The 18,732-nt window shown below is 40.4% G+C and carries 21 protein-coding genes, 2 tRNA genes and 3 pseudogenes; 16 read left to right on the forward strand and 10 right to left on the reverse strand.

What is annotated here, in order from left to right:
* Nucleotides 1-10: 10 nt before the first annotated feature.
* The 5 genes from trpD to trpA are packed head-to-tail and all read left to right on the forward strand — an operon-like array spanning nucleotide 11 to nucleotide 4,335.
* Nucleotides 11-1,015 carry an anthranilate phosphoribosyltransferase gene (trpD, locus tag F9B91_RS02875; protein WP_042900463.1) on the forward strand — a complete coding sequence of 335 codons (1,005 nt, stop codon included), beginning with the start codon at nucleotides 11-13 and terminating at the stop codon, nucleotides 1,013-1,015.
* On the forward strand, nucleotides 1,012-1,779 hold the full coding sequence (gene trpC / locus F9B91_RS02880; RefSeq protein ID WP_150922466.1) for an indole-3-glycerol phosphate synthase TrpC: 768 nt from the start codon (nucleotides 1,012-1,014) through the stop codon (nucleotides 1,777-1,779). The genes trpD and trpC overlap by 4 nt, the downstream gene beginning before the upstream one ends.
* Nucleotides 1,766-2,365: a phosphoribosylanthranilate isomerase gene (locus tag F9B91_RS02885; protein ID WP_191962399.1), complete on the forward strand. Its 600-nt coding sequence runs from the start codon at nucleotides 1,766-1,768 to the stop codon at nucleotides 2,363-2,365. Before trpC ends, F9B91_RS02885 begins: the two co-directional genes overlap by 14 nt.
* Nucleotides 2,343-3,566 carry a tryptophan synthase subunit beta gene (trpB, locus tag F9B91_RS02890; protein ID WP_049488262.1) on the forward strand — a complete coding sequence of 408 codons (1,224 nt, stop codon included), beginning with the start codon at nucleotides 2,343-2,345 and terminating at the stop codon, nucleotides 3,564-3,566. The genes F9B91_RS02885 and trpB overlap by 23 nt, the downstream gene beginning before the upstream one ends.
* On the forward strand, nucleotides 3,559-4,335 hold the full coding sequence (trpA, locus tag F9B91_RS02895) for a tryptophan synthase subunit alpha (RefSeq protein ID WP_150922468.1): 777 nt from the start codon (nucleotides 3,559-3,561) through the stop codon (nucleotides 4,333-4,335). Before trpB ends, trpA begins: the two co-directional genes overlap by 8 nt.
* Here trpA and F9B91_RS02900 read toward each other — a convergent pair.
* Nucleotides 4,307-4,966 carry a prepilin peptidase gene (locus F9B91_RS02900; RefSeq protein ID WP_150922469.1) on the reverse strand — a complete coding sequence of 220 codons (660 nt, stop codon included), beginning with the start codon at nucleotides 4,964-4,966 and terminating at the stop codon, nucleotides 4,307-4,309. The genes trpA and F9B91_RS02900 overlap by 29 nt on opposite strands.
* 69 nt (nucleotides 4,967-5,035) lie before the next feature.
* On the opposite strand from F9B91_RS02900, the gene F9B91_RS02905 reads away from it, so the two are divergent.
* Nucleotides 5,036-5,491, forward strand: a complete 456-nt coding sequence (locus F9B91_RS02905) for a GNAT family N-acetyltransferase (protein ID WP_150922470.1) — start codon at nucleotides 5,036-5,038, stop codon at nucleotides 5,489-5,491.
* A gap of 48 nt (nucleotides 5,492-5,539) precedes the next feature.
* Here the strand turns inward: F9B91_RS02905 and F9B91_RS02910 are convergent, their stop codons facing one another.
* Complete coding sequence (locus F9B91_RS02910) at nucleotides 5,540-6,685, reverse strand: low temperature requirement protein A (protein ID WP_150922471.1); 1,146 nt, start codon at nucleotides 6,683-6,685, stop codon at nucleotides 5,540-5,542.
* 817 nt (nucleotides 6,686-7,502) lie between these two features.
* Between F9B91_RS02910 and F9B91_RS02920 the strand changes: the two genes are divergently transcribed.
* On the forward strand, nucleotides 7,503-8,792 hold the full coding sequence (locus F9B91_RS02920; protein WP_038806286.1) for a membrane protein: 1,290 nt from the start codon (nucleotides 7,503-7,505) through the stop codon (nucleotides 8,790-8,792).
* Nucleotides 8,793-8,801: 9 nt separating this feature from the next.
* Nucleotides 8,802-9,890, forward strand: a complete 1,089-nt coding sequence (locus F9B91_RS02925; protein WP_001055019.1) for an AI-2E family transporter — start codon at nucleotides 8,802-8,804, stop codon at nucleotides 9,888-9,890.
* A gap of 140 nt (nucleotides 9,891-10,030) precedes the next feature.
* Here F9B91_RS02925 and F9B91_RS02930 read toward each other — a convergent pair.
* From F9B91_RS02930 to F9B91_RS02945, 4 genes are all read right to left on the reverse strand, one after another.
* Nucleotides 10,031-10,103 (reverse strand) — tRNA-Lys (locus F9B91_RS02930).
* A 62-nt stretch (nucleotides 10,104-10,165) separates the two neighbouring features.
* Nucleotides 10,166-10,681 (reverse strand): DUF308 domain-containing protein, encoded by a 516-nt coding sequence (locus F9B91_RS02935; protein ID WP_033681462.1) that lies wholly within the window; start codon nucleotides 10,679-10,681, stop codon nucleotides 10,166-10,168.
* Between the two features lie 347 nt (nucleotides 10,682-11,028).
* A tRNA-Lys gene (locus tag F9B91_RS02940) sits at nucleotides 11,029-11,101 on the reverse strand.
* A 264-nt stretch (nucleotides 11,102-11,365) separates the two neighbouring features.
* Complete coding sequence (locus F9B91_RS02945) at nucleotides 11,366-12,637, reverse strand: replication-associated recombination protein A (protein WP_150922472.1); 1,272 nt, start codon at nucleotides 12,635-12,637, stop codon at nucleotides 11,366-11,368.
* A gap of 408 nt (nucleotides 12,638-13,045) precedes the next feature.
* Here F9B91_RS02945 and F9B91_RS02950 point away from each other — a divergent pair, with 408 nt between their 5' ends.
* Together F9B91_RS02950 and F9B91_RS02955 are read left to right on the forward strand one after the other, a co-directional pair.
* Nucleotides 13,046-13,243 carry a hypothetical protein gene (locus F9B91_RS02950; protein ID WP_001098072.1) on the forward strand — a complete coding sequence of 66 codons (198 nt, stop codon included), beginning with the start codon at nucleotides 13,046-13,048 and terminating at the stop codon, nucleotides 13,241-13,243.
* A 2-nt stretch (nucleotides 13,244-13,245) separates the two neighbouring features.
* Nucleotides 13,246-13,572, forward strand: a complete 327-nt coding sequence (locus F9B91_RS02955) for a hypothetical protein (protein ID WP_084888805.1) — start codon at nucleotides 13,246-13,248, stop codon at nucleotides 13,570-13,572.
* A gap of 17 nt (nucleotides 13,573-13,589) precedes the next feature.
* Here F9B91_RS02955 and F9B91_RS02960 read toward each other — a convergent pair whose 3' ends face one another.
* The 4 genes and pseudogenes from F9B91_RS02960 to F9B91_RS02975 all read right to left on the reverse strand — a co-directional run bounded on the left by F9B91_RS02960 (nucleotide 13,590) and on the right by F9B91_RS02975 (nucleotide 14,631).
* Complete coding sequence (locus F9B91_RS02960) at nucleotides 13,590-13,799, reverse strand: CPCC family cysteine-rich protein (protein WP_125425920.1); 210 nt, start codon at nucleotides 13,797-13,799, stop codon at nucleotides 13,590-13,592.
* Between the two features lie 214 nt (nucleotides 13,800-14,013).
* A pseudogene (locus tag F9B91_RS11405) lies at nucleotides 14,014-14,199 on the reverse strand (CPCC family cysteine-rich protein); the annotation flags it as partial.
* 9 nt (nucleotides 14,200-14,208) lie between these two features.
* Nucleotides 14,209-14,400: pseudogene (locus F9B91_RS02970) on the reverse strand (CPCC family cysteine-rich protein); the annotation flags it as partial.
* 15 nt (nucleotides 14,401-14,415) lie between these two features.
* Complete coding sequence (locus tag F9B91_RS02975; RefSeq protein ID WP_125425922.1) at nucleotides 14,416-14,631, reverse strand: hypothetical protein; 216 nt, start codon at nucleotides 14,629-14,631, stop codon at nucleotides 14,416-14,418.
* A 397-nt stretch (nucleotides 14,632-15,028) separates the two neighbouring features.
* Between F9B91_RS02975 and F9B91_RS02980 the strand changes: the two are divergent.
* From F9B91_RS02980 to F9B91_RS03005, 6 genes and pseudogenes are all read left to right on the forward strand, one after another.
* Nucleotides 15,029-15,206: pseudogene (locus F9B91_RS02980) on the forward strand (type II toxin-antitoxin system HicA family toxin).
* 36 nt (nucleotides 15,207-15,242) lie between these two features.
* Nucleotides 15,243-15,695, forward strand: coding sequence for a type II toxin-antitoxin system HicB family antitoxin (locus F9B91_RS02985; RefSeq protein WP_084888798.1), 453 nt, complete (start codon nucleotides 15,243-15,245; stop codon nucleotides 15,693-15,695).
* A gap of 293 nt (nucleotides 15,696-15,988) precedes the next feature.
* Nucleotides 15,989-16,459 carry a DUF3013 family protein gene (locus tag F9B91_RS02990; protein WP_125425924.1) on the forward strand — a complete coding sequence of 157 codons (471 nt, stop codon included), beginning with the start codon at nucleotides 15,989-15,991 and terminating at the stop codon, nucleotides 16,457-16,459.
* A 9-nt stretch (nucleotides 16,460-16,468) separates the two neighbouring features.
* Nucleotides 16,469-16,897: an NUDIX hydrolase gene (locus F9B91_RS02995; protein ID WP_125425926.1), complete on the forward strand. Its 429-nt coding sequence runs from the start codon at nucleotides 16,469-16,471 to the stop codon at nucleotides 16,895-16,897.
* Nucleotides 16,898-17,033: 136 nt separating this feature from the next.
* Entirely contained in the window at nucleotides 17,034-17,984 is a 951-nt protein-coding gene (gene prmA / locus F9B91_RS03000; protein ID WP_125425928.1) for a 50S ribosomal protein L11 methyltransferase, read from the forward strand.
* A 1-nt stretch (nucleotide 17,985) separates the two neighbouring features.
* A complete protein-coding gene (locus F9B91_RS03005) occupies nucleotides 17,986-18,729 on the forward strand; it encodes a 16S rRNA (uracil(1498)-N(3))-methyltransferase (RefSeq protein WP_125425930.1) in 744 nt (247 codons plus the stop codon).
* The last annotated feature ends 3 nt before the right edge of the window (nucleotides 18,730-18,732 follow it).

The following is an 18,732-nucleotide window of genomic DNA, read 5'->3' on the forward strand; positions in this document are numbered from 1 at the left end:
GGAAACCAGGATGAAAGAGATTATTGAAAAACTAGCAAAATTTGAAAATTTATCAGGTGTGGAAATGACGGATGTCATTGAGCGTATCGTAACTGGGCGTGTAACGGAGGCGCAGATTGCTTCTCTCCTCTTGGCTCTTAAGATGAAGGGGGAAACACCTGAGGAACGCACAGCCATTGCCCAAGTCATGAGAGGACATGCCCAACACATTCCAACTGAAATCCATGACGCTATGGACAACTGTGGTACAGGTGGGGACAAGTCTTTCAGCTTTAACATCTCTACAACTGCAGCCTTTGTCTTGGCTGGTGGCGGTGTTCATATGGCCAAGCATGGTAATCGCTCGATTTCTTCTAAATCTGGTTCTGCAGATGTCCTCGAAGCCTTGGGTATTAACCTAGACCTCAAACCAGCTGAACTAGGTAAGGTTTTTGATAAAACTGGAATCGTCTTTCTCTTTGCTAAAAATATGCACCCAGCTATGAAATACATCATGCCAGCTCGTTTGGAACTAGGAATTCCAACGATTATGAACTTGACTGGTCCCCTGATTCATCCAATGGCTTTAGAAACACAGCTTCTTGGAATTAGCCGTCCAGAACTTCTAGAAAGTACAGCTCAGGTTTTGAAAAATATGGGTCGCAAACGTGCCATCGTGGTTGCTGGACCAGAAGGTTTGGATGAAGCTGGTTTGAATGGAACAACCACGATTGCTCTTCTTGAAAATGGTGAAATTACCTTGTCGAGCTTTACTCCAGAGGATTTGGGAATGGAGCGCTACGCTATCGAAGATATTCGTGGAGGAAATGCTCAGGAAAATGCAGAAATTTTGCTTAGTGTTCTTCAAAACGAACCAAGTCCATTCTTGGAAACGACAGTTTTAAATGCTGGTCTTGGTTTCTATGCTAATGGTAAGGTAGCTAGTATCAAGGAAGGAATTGCCTTGGCTCGTCAAGTGATTGTTAGTGGCAAGGCCCTTGAAAAACTCAGACTGTTACAGGAGTACCAAAAATGAGTCAGGAATTTTTAGCACGAATTTTGGAGCAGAAGGCGCGTGAGGTAGAGCAGATGGAGCTGGAGGAGATCCAGCCCCTACGCCAGACCTATCGCTTGGCTGAATTTTTGAAGAATCACCAAGACCGTTTACAGGTAATCGCTGAAGTCAAGAAAGCTAGCCCTAGTCTGGGAGATATCAATCTCGATGTGGATATTGTGCAACAGGTCCAGACTTATGAAGCGAATGGCGCAGTGATGATTTCGGTTTTGACAGATGAAGTTTTCTTTAAAGGGCATTTGGATTATCTGCGAGAGATTTCAAGTCAGGTAGAGATTCCGACGCTGAACAAGGACTTTATCATCGATGAAAAGCAAATCATCCGTGCTCGCAATGCTGGTGCGACAGTTATCTTACTCATTGTCGCTGCCTTGTCAGAAGAACGTGTCAAGGAACTCTATGACTACGCGACAGAGCTTGGTCTGGAAGTCTTGGTGGAAACCCACAATCTAGCTGAACTAGAAGTGGCTCACAGACTTGGTGCCCAGATTATCGGGGTCAATAATCGCAACTTGACTACCTTTGAAGTTGACTTGCAGACCAGTGTAGATTTGGCCCAGCACTTTGAGGAAGGTCGTTATTACATTTCTGAATCTGCCATTTTCACAGGGCAGGATGCGGAACGAGTAGCACCATCCTTTAATGGAATTTTAGTTGGGACAGCTCTCATGCAGGCAGAGGATGTGGCTCAAAGAATCAAGGAGTTGCAGATTGACAAAGGTTAAGATTTGTGGACTATCGACCAAAGAAGCGGTGGAAACAGCCGTATCAGCAGGAGCAGACTACATCGGTTTTGTCTTCGCACCTAGTAAGAGACAGGTGACCTTAGAACAGGCTGCTGAGCTGGCAAAGCTCATTCCAGTGAACGTTAAAAAGGTTGGTGTATTTGTTTCACCAAGTCGAGCTCAACTGCTAGAAGCGATTGAAAAAGTTGGCTTGGACTTGGTTCAAGTTCATGGTCAGGTAGCAGATGATTTGTTTGAGAATTTGCCTTGTGCCAGCATTCAGGCTGTGCAGGTGGATGGAAATGGGCATGTGCCTAATTCTCAGGCAGACTATCTACTCTTTGATGCTCCTGTGGCTGGGAGTGGCCAGACCTTTGATTGGGGTCAACTGGATACGACTGGATTAACTCAGCCCTTCTTTATCGCAGGTGGGCTTAATGAAGACAATGTCGTAAAAGCAATTCAACATTTTACTCCCTATGCAGTCGATGTATCGAGCGGAGTGGAGACAGATGGACAAAAAGATCAGGAAAAGATTAGAAGATTTATAGAGAGGGTAAAGAATGGCATATCAAGAACCAAATAAAGATGGATTTTACGGAAAATTCGGTGGACGTTTTGTCCCAGAAACATTGATGACAGCAGTTTTGGAGTTGGAAAAGGCTTATCGTGAAAGTCAGGCAGACCCAAGTTTCCAAGAGGAATTAAACCAACTTTTGCGCCAGTATGTGGGGCGTGAAACTCCTCTTTACTACGCAAAAAACTTGACCCAGCATATCGGCGGAGCCAAGATTTATCTTAAACGTGAAGACCTTAACCATACAGGGGCCCACAAGATTAACAATGCCTTGGGACAAGTTCTTCTGGCTAAACGCATGGGTAAAAAGAAAATTATCGCTGAAACAGGTGCTGGTCAGCACGGTGTGGCAACTGCAACTGCTGCAGCCCTCTTTAACATGGAATGTACTATCTACATGGGTGAGGAAGATGTCAAACGCCAAGCCCTCAATGTGTTCCGTATGGAGCTTTTGGGAGCTAAGGTTGAGGCAGTGACAGACGGTTCGCGCGTGCTCAAGGATGCGGTCAATGCAGCCCTTCGTTCATGGGTAGCTAATATTGATGATACCCACTATATCCTTGGTTCTGCCTTGGGGCCTCATCCATTCCCAGAAATCGTTCGTGACTTCCAAAGTGTTATTGGTCGAGAAGCTAAACAACAGTACCGTGACTTGACAGGTAAAAATCTACCAGATGCCTTAGTAGCCTGTGTTGGTGGTGGTTCTAATGCCATCGGTCTCTTCCATCCATTTGTAGAAGATGAATCAGTAGCTATGTATGGAGCTGAAGCAGCAGGACTTGGTGTGGATACAGAGCATCACGCAGCTACCTTGACCAAGGGTCGTCCGGGTGTCCTTCACGGTTCCCTCATGGATGTGCTCCAAGATGCCCATGGTCAAATTCTTGAAGCCTTCTCGATCTCAGCAGGTTTGGACTATCCTGGTATCGGTCCAGAACATTCTCACTACCACGATATCAAACGTGCCAGCTATGTTCCTGTGACTGACGAAGAAGCCTTGGAAGGATTCCAACTCTTGTCTCGTGTGGAAGGAATTATCCCAGCCTTAGAATCTAGCCATGCGATCGCCTTTGCAGTGAAATTGGCCAAAGAACTTGGACCAGACAAATCCATGATAGTCTGTCTATCAGGTCGTGGGGATAAGGATGTAGTTCAAGTCAAAGACCGCTTGGAAGCAGATGCAGCAAAGAAGGGAGAAGCTCATGCCTAAGACACTAACAGAAAAATTAAACGCTATTAAAGCAGCTGGAAAAGGAATTTTTGTTCCCTATATCATGGCTGGTGACCATGAAAAAGGTTTGGATGGACTCGGAGAAACAATACACTTTTTAGAAGATTTGGGTGTCTCTGCCATTGAAGTGGGTATTCCCTTTTCAGACCCTGTTGCAGATGGACCTGTTATCGAAGAAGCTGGTTTGCGCAGTTTAGCCCACGGGACCTCTACCCAGGCTTTGGTTGAAACATTGAAAACAATTGAAACAGAGGTTCCACTTGTCATCATGACCTACTTCAACCCTCTCTTTCAGTACGGTGTGGAGAACTTTGTCAAAGATTTGGCAGATACAGCGGTTAAGGGCTTGATCATTCCAGACCTTCCTCATGAGCATACCAATTTTGTGGAGCCTTATTTGGCAGATACAGACATCGCTTTGATTCCCCTAGTTAGTTTGACGACAGGGCTTGAGCGTCAGAAAGAGTTGATTGATGGGGCAGAAGGATTCGTCTATGCGGTTGCCATCAATGGGGTGACAGGGAAATCAGGCAATTACCGCGCAGATTTGGACAAGCACTTGGCACAACTTCATCAAGTGGCCGATATCCCAGTCTTGACAGGTTTTGGCGTATCTAGTCAAGCTGATGTAGAACGCTTCAATGCGGTGTCAGATGGCGTTATCGTCGGTTCAAAAATCGTAAAAGCTCTCCACCAAGGAGAGCCGATTGAGGACTTTATCAAACAAGCAGTAGCTTACCAAAAATAATTACACAGGCAGCGAGTAAGAGGAAAGGCACGAAAGGAAGTCTTTCCTTTTTCTTTTGCAGTAGAAAGGCCAGGATGCCCGTCGTAGAAGCAAACTGAATCAAGATGAGTAATTCGGTTGCGCTAAAGACGATAGCACAAGAAGCTAAAAAGAGAAAATCCCCTGCACCCATGCGGATATCGATAAAATGAGCCACAATTCCAAGAGCAAGGAAGAAGACCATGACTAGATTCCAGCCAGAGGAAGCCATGAGGATTAGGTGGAAAGTCATCCAGACCAGTAGGGGATATTCCTGATGGCGAAAGTCGTAGATACCCAAGGTCAAACCGGCAGTTATGAGGACGACTTGTACCAAGGAAAGCCAGCCCCATGACCAAGCCAGAAAGAGGAGTCCTAAACCTAGTTCAAAGAGGGCATACCAAATAGGATAAGGAGCCTTGCAGTAGCGACAGCGAAAGCGATTGAGCACCTGCGAGAGAATAGGAATCAAATCTAAGGGACGCAAGCGAGTCTGACAGGAATCGCAGTGACTAGCAGGTTGGATAATAGATTGCTCTGGAAAGCGGTCAATGACCAAACCAAGAAAGGAAGCGAGAATGCTCCCGACAAGAAAAAAATAAATATCAATCATACTTATCTATTCGTAAAAAATAGGAGAAGTAGTATAATGGAGAAACATAGATAAGATGGTGAGGCAAAGATGATAGTTCGTTTTGAAGAAAAGGTGAGCACAGAAAACGCTCAGCTCGTATGCAAATGGTCCAACTCCCTAGGCAAATCCTTTCAAGAACAATGGATGGGACCAATGATTCCTTTTCCCTTGACAATTCAAGTTTTGCAAGATTTGGAAGGATTCTTTTCAATCTTTGATGGATACGAGTTTGTGGGGCTTATCCAGAAAATCAGGCAAGAAGACAGCAATCTTCATATTGGAAGATTTTTTATCAATCCCCAGAAACAGGGACAAGGCTTAGGTAGCCAGGCTTTAAGGAAATTTGTTAGTTTGGTCTTTGAAAATGGAGACATAGATAGTATTTCTCTAAATGTCTTCGAGGCAAATCAAGCAGCTCAGCACCTTTATCAAAAAGAAGGATTTGAAATCGTTCAAATAGTTGAAGCACCTGCACGAAAATACCTTATGAAAAAGTTTAGATAGAAATCAAAAAAGCCTTGGTTCCCAAAGCTTTTTTATGTTATAAACTCATTAAAAGAGCCCCCAGTTAGATTTGGAATATTTTTTATTCTGTGTCATATAAAAATAAATAAAATGAATGGCTATAGCTAGAGCTAAAATGGTTGTTATACTCACTACTATTATAGGATTAGAAGCAAAGATTAAAGAGAGAATCAAGGCAGCCAGATAGAGTGTCGCTTGGACACAGTAGTAACTTTTCGAATAGCGAAGATAGTGTTTGTTATGGGGCCCATTTACTAGGACAGCAGCTTGAAAGAGGCCAAATCCGATATAAGAGAAGCTGGTTGCAAAGAGACGATTAGCTTCAGGATTCAGAAGAAAACTCATCGAAACGGTCATCATAAGAAGTCCAATGAAAATAGGATAGTGACTGTAAATTAGAAATAGTCCCTTTTGATTAGATTTTTCATCAATAGCATGGTCGAATTGACCAAAATAAAACAAGAACAGAGAAATCATAATAATGAAATAAAGAACCGAATAAATCGAGAAATTCTCGATTGTAAAGAAGTTAGCTAGCTCCGTAATCATCTCTCCAAACATAATAATGACAAGAAGGGAGATGCGCTCGATTAAATGGGGGAGATTTACCTGGTAATGCTTATCTTTATTAAGCAAGATACTTGGCATAATAAATGTTAGCAGAATACTAGCAAATAAGATATAGACTCTAAGGTAAATAGGAAGAAGAGCTGCTAGATAGAATCCTAAACTTCCTAGACCTGTTATCCATAGAAAACCTTTGATACTTTCCCGATTAGCATCATCGGTTGATTTTCTAAAAAATTCAACCAAATATTGAAAAAATAAGGTAAGGGTTAATGTACCAATAGCCCAACAGAGATAATGAAAATATTGTTGCCAATCAGGTCCAATCATATTGGCTATAAAGAGTAAAATTCCCATTTTGATAAACATGATTACTATGTTAAATAAAGAGTTCTTTCCATAGCGATTGGTATAATCGGTTTGAATCATCCAGGAATCGATGAGAAACAAAGTAGCAATGAAAAAATCAAGGAAAGAATTCCAAGTCAAAATACCGTTATGAAGATGGTCAATTAAAGTAGTTACTTTTGAAATTGCAAAAACAAAAACTAGGTCATAAAAAAGTTCTGAAAATTCTACACGTTTATGTTTAATAAGAGTTGTCATCTTAAGACCTTTCTATTTTAGAAGTACAATTTATTATAACAGAAAATGGTAATAAAAAAAGGGAGATGCTTAAATAACTTCATGTGACGCGAATGAACTGCGCCACAAAAGTTAGGTTTTTTCTGTCTAACTTTTGGGGTGCAGTTCAGAAGGGGTGTTTTTTCTATCGTTTTTTAGTGCTAAGACTACACAAAAAAGCCTTGTAAATCAAGGCTTTTCCTGTTGTATGTAGATGCCCCCTACATGAATTTGTATGAAATTTTCATATTGAAAGTAATCAAAAATATTGAAATATAGATGATTTTCGGAAGGTACTTTTAGGTATTTTCAATGTCATGATTTAAAAATGGGACAAAAGTGGGGCAAAAACCATACAGATTCTAAACTGTATGGTTCTTTTTTTATCTAACCAAGAAAGGTTAAAACTTATTAAAACAAATGCAATCAACTGTTGAAAACTTTTTAGTCCGTGTAATATAAAAACAAGTAAAAAGTTGAACTATAGGGAATATTGTGTCATAATAGGTAATAGATGAATAATTAATAGATTGGAAATAATGCTTTCTTACCTTAACAAGTTGAATTGGTTATACATTTTTTCGTCGCAATTGTGTCTATCTCTCGAGTTTAGCTAGTTTTTATAAGCTCTGGTTTCTAATCAATATAACAAATTTTAGAAGTGCATAAGACAAGATGGTGACATTATTACAGTCATTTCTAGTCACCATATGTTGCTGGCACAGGCTGTTTGTAGTGTTGGCTATTTACTAGTCAGTTTAATCGGAGTGTTTAATTTTTATTGTTGAAAGGTTTTTATATGGAAAAAATTCTATCTTTAGGTCTGACAGGTAAGAAATTACTTGCTCAGGGGTTCTTGTTTGTTCTGCTAGGTCTCATCTTGATGGTCACGGGGACTTGGTTGCCAGTAAAGGTTATTCGACTGGTTCTGTTTTTAGCTTGGATAGCAACGGTCTTAGATTTAGTATTACGTATTTTCAAAAAAAGTCAGTCAACGGACACCTTGGGAGTTGCACTGGTTAAATTGTTAGTGCTGGGATATTTGCTTGGCTCCAATCTTGCGACGGATGTGCCGATTTATATTTTGGCTCTTGTGATTGGAGTTTATCAGATTTTTCATGCTAGTATTAACCTTGTCACCTATGTTCTCTACCGCAAAAACAAAATTCGACCTCGTTTTCGTCTCTTACTAGATGGACTCGTACTAGTTTTTCTTGGTGGGACTAGTCTTTTGTCCTCTACAGGAAATTCTGTCTTTCAACTCTTTGTATTAGGGGCTTATTTTTTCCTTTATGGTGTGTCCAATATCCGTGATGGTTTCTTGTTTGAGGAGGAAATTGGGAAAAACCATCTCAAACGTCGTATTAGAATTAGCTTACCTATTGTCCTAGCCGCTCTCATCCCTGCAAGAACTTTAGCAAAAGTTAACAAATTTATGCTGGAAAATGCTGATGAGGAAGAAGATATCCATCTTGGAATAGTGAAGTCTGGTAAGACAGCGGAGCTTGAAATTTTTGTTCATACAGCTGAGACCTCTCTGTTTTCGGCAATTGGTCATGTGGATATCTGCTATCAAGGCCGTGTTATTTCTTATGGCAACTATGATCCGTCTTCTGAGACCTTATTTGGCATGGTAGGAGATGGTGTCTTATATTTCTGTGATCGTGACAAGTACATTGACCTATGTAAACGTGAGAGTCAAAAAACGCTTTTTGGTTATGGGATAGTTTTGACGCCTGAAATGGAAAAAGCAGTTCAGAAAAAGTTGGCTGAATTGAAACAACTGACGATTCCATGGGAGCCAAGTGCAGATAAAATCATGACAGGTGATGGTAAGGAAGACTACACCTACGCTTATAAAATCAGACATGAGACAGATGGGGAACTTTATAAATTTATCAAATCTAAGTTTAAATCCTACTTTGTCTTATCTACAAACTGTGTGCTCTTGGCTGATACCATAGTCGGTCAGGCTGGCACCGATATCCTCTCACCCAAAGGATTTATCGCTCCAGGAACTTACCAAGCCTACCTTAATCGAGAGTTTGAAAAACCAAATAGTATAGTCGTATCTAAACATGTTTATTAAGGAGAATTTATGAACTTAGTAAAAAAATACACCCCGTTAATACTTTTTATAGGGCTGGTTGCTCTTGTAATTCTGAATGCATCGAGCTTTATATCAGGAGCAATCTCTCTCTTTGATGTAATATCAACCTTGATTTATGGTGCTGTTATTGCTTTTGTGCTTAATGTTCCTATGAAAAAAATTGAACAGTACTTAGTTAAATTGAAGGTAAAGGCAGAGTTGCGTCGTCCGATTGCCATGGTACTTGTTTTCCTAGCTCTTATCTTAATCGTGATTGCTCTTTTGGTTTTGGTGCTGCCAACCCTAGCCCAGACTATTAGTCAGCTGGGAACAGTCCTTTCAACAGTCCTTACTCAACTTGGGAAATTGCTAGGCAGCTCGGAATTTGTAACCAAAGACATGTTGTCAACTATCGTATCAGGCATACAGGGACAGTCTAGCTCTATTAGCCAAGCTTTGATAGGTTTTTTATCAGGTCTGACTAGTAATATCGGCAATATTTTTTCAAGTTTGATGAATGCCTTTTTGATTATAGTCTTCACCTTTTTATTTTTATCCAGTAAGGAACATTTGGCAGCGATGACGAGTCGACTTCTAAAAGTTTTTCTTCCAGAGAAGGTGGTGATAAAGTTGACTTACATTGGACAAGTAGCACTAGAGACTTATGACCAATTTTTGATGAGTCAGCTGATTGAAGCAGTCATCATAGGAGTTATGATAGCGGTTGGTTACAGCGTGTTTGGGATACCCTATGGAGTAATGACAGGTATCTTTGCAGGAGTGCTATCGTTCATTCCTTATGTAGGGCCTATGATTGCTTGTGTTGTGGGAGCGATTTTTATCTTCACAGTGAGTCCTACTCAAGCCTTACTTTCTCTTCTTCTATATCAAGTTATACAGCTGATTGAAGGAAACCTTATTTATCCTAGAGTTGTAGGTCAGTCTATTGGTTTGCCAGCCCTATTCACGCTTGCGGCTGCTAGTATTGGAGGCAATCTCTTTGGCTTACTTGGAATGATATTCTTTACCCCCGTATTTGCTGTTATCTATCGACTGGTTAAAGAATTTGTCGTTGCAAAGGAAAATCAGGTAGATTAAGAAAAACTAAATTTAATAAGATATACTGAGAAGAGAGTGAGAGATTCTCTTCTCTTTTATTTTTAAATACTTTTCTACAAAAAGCTATTAGACGTTAAAAAAAGCCTTGGTTTCAAGGCTTATTTCTGTTGATTTAGATGTGCCCCCTGCAGGGCTCGAACCTGCGCCCCATAGCTTAAGAGTCTACTGCTCTACCAACTGAGCTAAGGAGGCAACAGAAAAAGCTGAGAATGTAACTTCCCAGCTATTTTAATATGCCCAAAATGGCAGCTAGATTATTTACGAAAGGCATCAAGGATATAGGTGAAACCAACAATTAAAAATGCAAAGGCAACGACATAAACGACAAAGACACTTGTAGCTACTGGATTGAACAAAATCACTAGACCTAGTAAAAATGCAAGCAACGCTATCCACATGATATGGTTGCCAATAATAGGGAAAATCAATCCCAGACGATTGCCTTTAAAGAAAGCTATAATGGCTTCTACAATTAACCAAATTCCTAAAATAGTTGGAATGACAACTGGCAGCGTCACAAAGCCATAGGCAACGAGGTAAAGAGCTAAGAGAAGATTAACAATCCCTTGGAAAAGATGAGCTGGTGAGCGAAGCTCTTTTGGTACAGAGAAATAGCCTAAAATAGCTGCTATAGAAGAAACCAGTAAACCAAATGCAATCCACCAGCTGTAAACAACAAGATTAGCTACTGGGTTTGTAAATAGGAAAAGTCCTAAAAGGACAAAAACAACTCCTGCAAGGAATAGCAGTAAACGATTAGAAAATTTCATTTCAATACCCCCTATATAGTATAGTTTGATAATAAAAATATTATACACCTTTTTAGAGGAAATGTCAATAAACAAAATGGAAAATTTGGAAGTTTCAGTCTGATTTATGAAAAGAAAATCAGTTTTTATTATTTTGAAAATAAAAAGAGAAGATAAAATTTGTCTTCTCTACATGAAAATATTGTATGGCATCAAAGCAAAAGTAACTGGCTTTACACTATTTGTAAAGATGTAATTTGATTCAAAAAGAAAAGATAGATTTAAAATGTGGGACAAATGATGGGGTAAATCAGTTATAGACAAGCAAAAAAGCCTTGGTTATCAAGGCTTTTCCTGTTGTATTTAGATGCCCCCTACAGGGATCGAACCTGTGACCCACGGATTAAGAGTCCGCTGCTCTGCCAGCTGAGCTAAGGAGGCAAAGAAAAAAGCTGTATTGGTGCCGAAACTTCACGGTTTGTATTGAACCCGCGCAATTAAGCAGGTGGGCAACTCGCTCTAACTGAAGCTGTTTCCGTGTGAGACGGCCTACATGCTGTTAGAAGACTTTTGTTTCCCTAATAATACAAAAAATAGTCGGTCAACACTTAAGTGTGAAGTCGTACACCACAGCGTTTCTATGTTTATATGATACCACTTTTTCAAAAAAAATCAAGAGGAAAGTGCAATTTTTTGAAAAGGATTTCAGATTTTTCGCAAACGGTCGATAGCTTCCTTTCTTTGAGCCAAAGCCCGTTCATATTTACCAGTATCTTCTGCTTGGAAATAGTGATGATTGCGGATTTTTTCTGGCAGATAGTCTTGCTTGACCCAATTTCCAGGATAGTTGTGTGGATAGAGATAGTCTTGGGCATTCCCTAGTTCCTTGCTTCCGCTGTAGTGTCCATCACGCAGGTGTCGCGGAATAGGCAAGTGCCCTGATGTTTTGAGGTCGGCAAGTGCCTTATCCATAGCTACATAGGCTGAGTTGGATTTTGGAGAAAGGGCCAAATCAATGACGACATTGGCAATGAGAATGCGGGCTTCTGGGAAACCAATCCTTTGTGCAGCACCCAGAGCAGTCACGGTGTGAATCTGGGCTTCAGGATTGGCCAAACCGATATCTTCATAAGCGATAACAGTCAAACGACGAGCGAGACTTGGCAAATCACCAGCCTCAATCAAGCGGGCAGCATAGTGAAGACTGGCATCAACATCTGAGCCACGGATAGACTTTTGCAGGGCTGAGAGAACATCATAGTGGCCATCTCCATCCTTATCCATAGTAATGTAGCTTCTCTGAAGACTATTTTCCATGATGTCTAGAGTAATATGGCGAATGCCCTCATCATTCTCAGGGGTAGAAAGAACAGCCAAGTCCAGTGAGTTGAAGGCAGAACGCAGGTCTCCGTTTGTAGAAGTTGCGATGAAATCCAGCGCATCCTCATCTAGTTCTACTGGGAAATCAAAACCACGCTCAGGGTTACTTAGAGCTATCTGCAGGGCCTCTTTGACGTCTTGGTTAGACAGAGGTTCTAACTCAAAAATTTGAACTCGGCTACGGATGGCAGGAGTGACAGAAAAGAAGGGATTTTCAGTCGTAGCGCCAATCATGATGATCAGACCACTTTCCAAGAGAGGCAAGAGGAAGTCTTGCTTGGTTTTATCTAGTCTATGAATCTCGTCAAGCAATAGGACGAGACCACCAGAGAATTTAGCCTCTTCCGCAATTTCTTGCAGTCGTTTTTTACTATCAACTGTCGCATTGAAAGTTCGAAAGGCATACTTAGTAGTCCCTGCGATGGCAGAGGCAATACTGGTCTTGCCGATTCCCGGAGGTCCATAAAGAATCATGGAGGACAGGCGGTTGGCTTCCACCATGCGGCGGATAATTTTTCCAGGCCCAACCAGATGTTCCTGACCAATGACCTGGTCGATGGTTTTAGGGCGCATACGAAGCGCGAGATTGTCTGGCATAGCAGTCCTTTCTAACGTGGATTTTAGTTTCATATTTTTTGAGTAGAATAACTCATCTAATATATCTTACTATGTCCATTCTAGCCTATTAGTTGTGATATTTCAATGGTTTTGTAATATTCAGGGTGTGAGATAGAATTTTTCTGACTATTTAATTTGATGAGGAGAGGTATCAGCATGAAAGAATGGATCTTCCTTAAAGCTCAAAATATGATAGTTGAGTCTAAAGAAGTGGAATTGCTGACTTGAGAAATAATATTGCTAAATGTCATTGTATGAACTATAATGAAAAGAGAGGTGATAAGGAATGGAAATAATGGAATTACCAAGTTAGGAAGTTTTCTTGATAAAGTACATAGTAGATATAAATTTAGATAGCAATATTTGAAAAGGAGAAAATGGAACTAGATGAATACTTCAAATTCAAAGCTACTTGAAAATAAGTCATTTATGGAACTTGACGGACTAGTTGGTTTACCAAATGGAGTGAAACCAGCACCTATGAAATACAATCTTGGAAAAATTAACAAATATTTAAACGAAACAGGAAAAGAATTTAAAGAACTGACTGTTCTGGAACTAAAACAATTTGAGAGAGTTAAATAAAGATGGGACTAGATAAAAGATTTGTGGAGAAAGCCTTTGCCAGTGGCAAAGATAGAGTTAATAGAGCGATTTTTGTAAAACCTGAAGAGCTTATTGAACTATCTGATGAAGATTTAAGTTATTTTGGGGAAGGTATTTTTTATTGCTTACCTCGTAGCAAATTTGTAGAAAGTCATAAAGATGAGATTAGAGAGAAATACAATCTTTCTAACGAATTACCAAAGATAAATGGCATCTATTTAGGGATTTTTTTAAAAATGAGGTCATGGGATAGAATTAGAAAAACCAAACCAAGCTTAAAAGAAATTATAAACATGGTTGAAAAGTAAAATAGTAGCTATATATTTTATATTATTGGAATCCCTTTTGCGTAAGCTTCTTTGGCTTCTGCAAGTGTCATTTCATTAGGGCCACCATCTATATTAGTTTCTCCTGTATTTTGCCACTGACAGACGTCACAGATATCATACACTGCTGTAACAGTACCACATACTGGACAATGGACATATTCGCTGCCGTTAATGATGATTAAATTCTCTTTTCCACTCTTATTCATTTAAGGTTACTCCCAACACTATACAAATATATTAGCTATTTCTATACACTACTTTTTCAATATCATTGATTGTGATTGTTATGGTATCCCAGTCTTTGGGTGAATCACCTATGTCAGCAATAAAAGTATCTTCACTTAACTTTTCGACAATTGTCGCCGTTTGACCGTTTTTTAACAACACTGTATCAAATTCTCGAATTTTTACAATTTTTCTCCTTGCGTAAGCTTCTTTGGCTTCAGCTAGAGTCATCTTATTTGGACCACCGTCTATATTTATAATACCTGTATTTTGCCAACGACAGACGTCACAGATATCATAGTCCATAACTTCAGCTCCGCAAACTGGGCAATGTAGCCAGATTTCCCCGTCAATTTCCCAAGTCTTTTGTGATTCATTCATGTCGTTCTTCCTTTTATAAGCCATTTTCGCTTCAGCAAGCGTTATTTTATTAGGACCGCCATCGATATTAAATGCTCCCGTATTTTGCCAATGACAAACATCGCAAATATCATAAGTTTCTACTAAAGTTCCACATACAGGGCAATGCACATGCTCCCAACCATCAATGAAAATTAAATTCTCTTTTTTAGTTTTATTCATAATAAACAACTCCTGTTATTTTATAATACCGTCTTGAGTTAACTCTATTGATGCGATTTCAGATTCATTAAATCCAATATATGGATATTTATCTGTTCTTATTGTAATTTCATCATAGAGTTCATCTTCCGTATCAAGTTTCCCTGTAAATCTATTACAATGACCCTCTAAAATTTGCCCGTCAACAAAAACAATACTAATTTCTTTTCCTAAATATTGTTCTAAATTCATTACTGATTTCCTTTCCAATATTATACTTCAAATCAAGTGATATTACTAATGAATAAAGTATGGTAAATGATAAAACAGTTTATCTGACAATGCAAGTTTCTCGTCTGCCGAACGTATTGATTTAGTAGTTTTTGGTAGTCTTTTAGAAAAATCGCAATATAATTTTGGGCGATAATTATATTTTAATGAAGAGAGGAGAAGTAATGTTGAGATTGAATCGCGCCATTTCTAGTGGGTCGAGAAAAGCAGGAACTCTGATAGTTCTGCCTATCCTTTTATATAAGGCTAATCTCATAGAACCACATCTAGGGTGGATGGTATAAGAGAATAATAAGTATCATCCTTTACAATACGTGTAACACGTGTTATGGTAGTGTTGTCAGGAGGTAAGAGCGCTATGCCTATGACACAAAAAGAGATGGGCAAACTCCTTACGGCTCATGGTTGGATAAAAACCAAAGGCGGTAAAGGCCTATATTAAAATGGAGAAGCAAGGAGAAAGAACTATCACAATCCCTCATGGTGAGCTAAATAAGTACACTGAAAGAGGGATAAGAAAGCAAGCTAGGTTGTAAAATTCAGCCCCTGCTTTTTGATATGGAGGTAGTGAGATGTTAGTTACGTATCCAGCTTTATTTTATTATGACGATACAGACGGAGCAGAAGCGACTTATTTTGTCCATTTCCCGGATTTTGAATACTCAGCTACACAAGGAGAGGGGATTTCTGAGGCTCTGGCTATGGGTTCAGAGTGGTTAGGCATAACTGTTGCAGATTTGATAGAGAGTGATGAAGACTTGCCCCAGCCATCAGATATCAATAGCTTGTCTTTAATTGATAATGATCCTTTTAAAGATGATGAAGATTTCGTGTCAACCTATGACCTTGATAAATCTTTTATTTCTATGGTATCTGTTGATGTATCAGAGTATTTAGGAAGTCAGGAACCAATTAAAAAGACCTTGACCATACCAAGATGGGCAGATAAGTTGGGACGAGAAATGGGACTTAACTTTTCTCAGACTTTGACAGACGCTATTGCAGATAAGAAAATTCAAGCCTAAGATTAAGTGTGACATCGTGGGAATAGTCAATAAAAAAAGCACTCCTAATTGTGCTGGTTACTTGTCTATTGATCCTATAGATTTGCTAGCCCTTTCGAGGGCTTTTTGTGTTGAGTTTTTGGAAAAAAATAAGGAAATCAACCGTTTAAGAAAATCACTAATACCAAGGGTTTAAATGAGGTAATATGGTATAATTAGGACATAAAATAATTTTGTGGTAAGATGGTAGTATCTATTTTAGCATATTTCCGAGCAATCGGGGCTATTTAAGAGTCGCATAGAAAGAGGACAAGATGGCAACATACGGATTTTTAGATGTTTTAGAGGAAGAGTTGGAGAAGAATTTTCCCTTTGACTTTGAGATTAGTTGGGACAAGCGCAATCACGCGGTAGAAGTGAGTTTTCTATTGGAAGCGCAAAATGCTGCAGGTGTGGAAATGGTAGATGAAGACGGAGAGGTTTCGTCAGATGATATCCTATTTGAGGAAGCAGTCCTTTTCTACAATCCTGCCAAGTCAACCGTCAATGAGGGAGACTATTTGACGGTCATTCCTTATCTGCCTAAAAAGGGTTTTTCTCGTGAGTTTCTAGCTTATTTTGCTCTATTCCTCAAAGACACTGCAGAGGTTGGACTAGATGCCCTTATGGACTTTTTGGAAGACCCAGAAGCAGAAGAATTTGTCATGGAATGGAACCAAGAAGTCTTTGAAGAAGGAAAAGTTGGATTGGAAGAGGGAGAGTTTTATCCTTATCCGAGATACTAGGAGTTTGACATGGAAATAGAGATTTCTGATTTCACAGGCTGTAAGATTGCTTTGTTTTGTGGGGATAAGCTTCTGACTATCTTACGCGATGATAAGGCAAGCATTCCCTGGCCCAATATGTGGGAACTTCCAGGCGGTGGACGAGAGGGTGATGAAAGTCCTTTTGAGTGCGTGGTGCGTGAAGTTTATGAAGAACTGGGCATTCATCTAACTGAAGATTGTCTGCTTTGGAGTAAGGTTTATCCAAGTATGCTTTTTGCGGATAAACAATCTGTATTTCTAGTCGGTCAGTTAACACAGAACCAGTTTGACAATATCACCTTTGGTGATGAAGGGCAGGGTTATCAGCTGATGAATGTCAAGGAATTTCTTAGCTCCAGTCAAGTTGTACCTCAGTTGCAAGAGAGATTAAAAGATTATTTTAAAGTAAGTGATTAGAAAGGATGGTTCGGTTAAATTTTAAACTGAACCCGCCCTAAACACTGTGCCAAACAGATAAACTTCTCCTAGACACAAGTGTCTTCAGAGAAGTTTCTATTTTGGCTTTGTGTTTTATGGGCTTGATATCTTAAATATGGAAACATGGCAAGAGTTAAAAGTTACAGTTAAGCGTGAGGGGGAGGAGTTAGTTTCCAATCTCTTGATTGAGCTGGGAGCGCAAGGCGTTGCGATTGAAGACAGCATGGATTATGTGGGAAATGTTGACCGCTTCGGCGAGATTTTCCCAGAGGTCGAGCAACAAGAAGAAATCGTTGTGACCGCCTACTACCCTGACACGGTTGATATAGCAACGGTTGAGGCAGATTTGCAGGCTCGCCTAGCAGAATTGACAGATTTTATGGATTTGGGAGAGGTCAAGATGGGGACGACTGCCTTGGCTGAGGAAGACTGGGCAGACAACTGGAAGAAATACTATGAACCTGCACGCATCACTCATGATTTGACCATCGTGCCGTCGTGGACAGACTATGAGGCGACTGCTGGGGAAAAGATTATCAAGCTAGATCCTGGGATGGCTTTTGGTACTGGGACCCATCCAACTACTAAGATGAGCCTCTTTGCCTTGGAACAGGTTCTTCGTGGTGGCGAGACAGTGCTAGATGTGGGGACTGGTTCAGGGGTTCTCTCCATTGCTAGCTCGCTACTTGGTGCCAAGGAAATCTTCGCCTATGACCTAGATGATGTAGCAGTTCGTGTTGCTCAGGAAAATATTGAACTTAACCCTGGAATGGAAAATATCCACGTTGCTGCTGGAGACTTGCTTAAGGGTGTTGAGATTGAGGCAGATGTGATTGTAGCTAATATCTTGGCGGATATTCTCATTCATCTGACAGACGATGCCTATCGTTTGGTCAAGGATGAAGGCTACCTGATCATGAGTGGCATTATCAAGGACAAGTGGGACATGGTGCGCGAGTCGGCTGAGTCAGCTGGATTTTTCCTTGAAACCCACATGGTTCAAGGGGAATGGAATGCCTGTGTCTTTAAGAAAACCAAGGATATTTCAGGTGTGATTGGAGGCTAGCATGCAGCAGTATTTTGTCAAGGGGAGTGCAGTCTCTCCTGTCACCATCGAGGACAAGGAAACCAGCAAGCATATGTTTCAGGTTATGCGCTTGAAAGAAGATGATGAGGTTACTTTGGTCTTTGATGATGGCATCAAGCGCTTGGCGCGTGTGCTGGATGTGGAAGCTCGTCAGTTTGAATTGGTAGAAGAACTAGATGACAATGTGGAACTGCCAGTCCAAGTGACCATCGCATCTGGCTTTCCCAAGGGAGACAAGCTGGAGTTTATCACTCAAAAAGTAACCGAACTGGGTGCCAGCCAGATTTGGGCCTTCCCTGCCGAATGGTCGGTAGCCAAATGGGATGGCAAGAAATTGGATAAAAAGGTTGAAAAACTAGAAAAAATCGCCCTTGGAGCAGCAGAACAAAGCAAGCGTAATCTAGTACCGAGTGTCACACTTTTCGAGAAAAAATCAGACTTTCTAGCCCAACTGGACCAGTTTGACCGCATCGTAGTGGCTTATGAAGAGTCGGCCAAAGAAGGTGAAGCCGCTGCGCTCTTACAAGCGGTCTCTGGTCTTGAAAAAGGAGCCAAACTGCTCTTTATCTTTGGTCCAGAAGGCGGCCTGTCACCTGCAGAAATTGAGAGTTTCGAAGCTAAGGGATCAGTCTTAGCAGGACTTGGCCCTCGCATTTTGCGAGCAGAAACAGCACCGCTTTACGCCTTATCAGCCCTTAGTGTTTTATTAGAATTAGAGAAATAAGAG

This window comes from Streptococcus mitis (assembly GCF_008763935.1).
Lineage (GTDB): Bacteria > Bacillota > Bacilli > Lactobacillales > Streptococcaceae > Streptococcus > Streptococcus mitis_DB.

Coding starts and splice junctions, on each gene's coding strand:
- trpD (WP_042900463.1), top strand. CDS start 11: ATGAAAGAGATTATTGAAAAACTAGCAAAATTTGAAAATTTATCAGGT.
- trpC (WP_150922466.1), top strand. CDS start 1,012: ATGAGTCAGGAATTTTTAGCACGAATTTTGGAGCAGAAGGCGCGTGAG.
- trpB (WP_049488262.1), top strand. CDS start 2,343: ATGGCATATCAAGAACCAAATAAAGATGGATTTTACGGAAAATTCGGT.
- trpA (WP_150922468.1), top strand. CDS start 3,559: ATGCCTAAGACACTAACAGAAAAATTAAACGCTATTAAAGCAGCTGGA.
- F9B91_RS02900 (WP_150922469.1), bottom strand. CDS start 4,966: ATGATTGATATTTATTTTTTTCTTGTCGGGAGCATTCTCGCTTCCTTT.
- F9B91_RS02905 (WP_150922470.1), top strand. CDS start 5,036: ATGATAGTTCGTTTTGAAGAAAAGGTGAGCACAGAAAACGCTCAGCTC.
- F9B91_RS02910 (WP_150922471.1), bottom strand. CDS start 6,685: ATGACAACTCTTATTAAACATAAACGTGTAGAATTTTCAGAACTTTTT.
- F9B91_RS02920 (WP_038806286.1), top strand. CDS start 7,503: ATGGAAAAAATTCTATCTTTAGGTCTGACAGGTAAGAAATTACTTGCT.
- F9B91_RS02925 (WP_001055019.1), top strand. CDS start 8,802: ATGAACTTAGTAAAAAAATACACCCCGTTAATACTTTTTATAGGGCTG.
- F9B91_RS02935 (WP_033681462.1), bottom strand. CDS start 10,681: ATGAAATTTTCTAATCGTTTACTGCTATTCCTTGCAGGAGTTGTTTTT.
- F9B91_RS02945 (WP_150922472.1), bottom strand. CDS start 12,637: ATGCCAGACAATCTCGCGCTTCGTATGCGCCCTAAAACCATCGACCAG.
- F9B91_RS02950 (WP_001098072.1), top strand. CDS start 13,046: ATGAATACTTCAAATTCAAAGCTACTTGAAAATAAGTCATTTATGGAA.
- F9B91_RS02955 (WP_084888805.1), top strand. CDS start 13,246: ATGGGACTAGATAAAAGATTTGTGGAGAAAGCCTTTGCCAGTGGCAAA.
- F9B91_RS02960 (WP_125425920.1), bottom strand. CDS start 13,799: ATGAATAAGAGTGGAAAAGAGAATTTAATCATCATTAACGGCAGCGAA.
- F9B91_RS02975 (WP_125425922.1), bottom strand. CDS start 14,631: ATGAATTTAGAACAATATTTAGGAAAAGAAATTAGTATTGTTTTTGTT.
- F9B91_RS02985 (WP_084888798.1), top strand. CDS start 15,243: ATGTTAGTTACGTATCCAGCTTTATTTTATTATGACGATACAGACGGA.
- F9B91_RS02990 (WP_125425924.1), top strand. CDS start 15,989: ATGGCAACATACGGATTTTTAGATGTTTTAGAGGAAGAGTTGGAGAAG.
- F9B91_RS02995 (WP_125425926.1), top strand. CDS start 16,469: ATGGAAATAGAGATTTCTGATTTCACAGGCTGTAAGATTGCTTTGTTT.
- prmA (WP_125425928.1), top strand. CDS start 17,034: ATGGAAACATGGCAAGAGTTAAAAGTTACAGTTAAGCGTGAGGGGGAG.
- F9B91_RS03005 (WP_125425930.1), top strand. CDS start 17,986: ATGCAGCAGTATTTTGTCAAGGGGAGTGCAGTCTCTCCTGTCACCATC.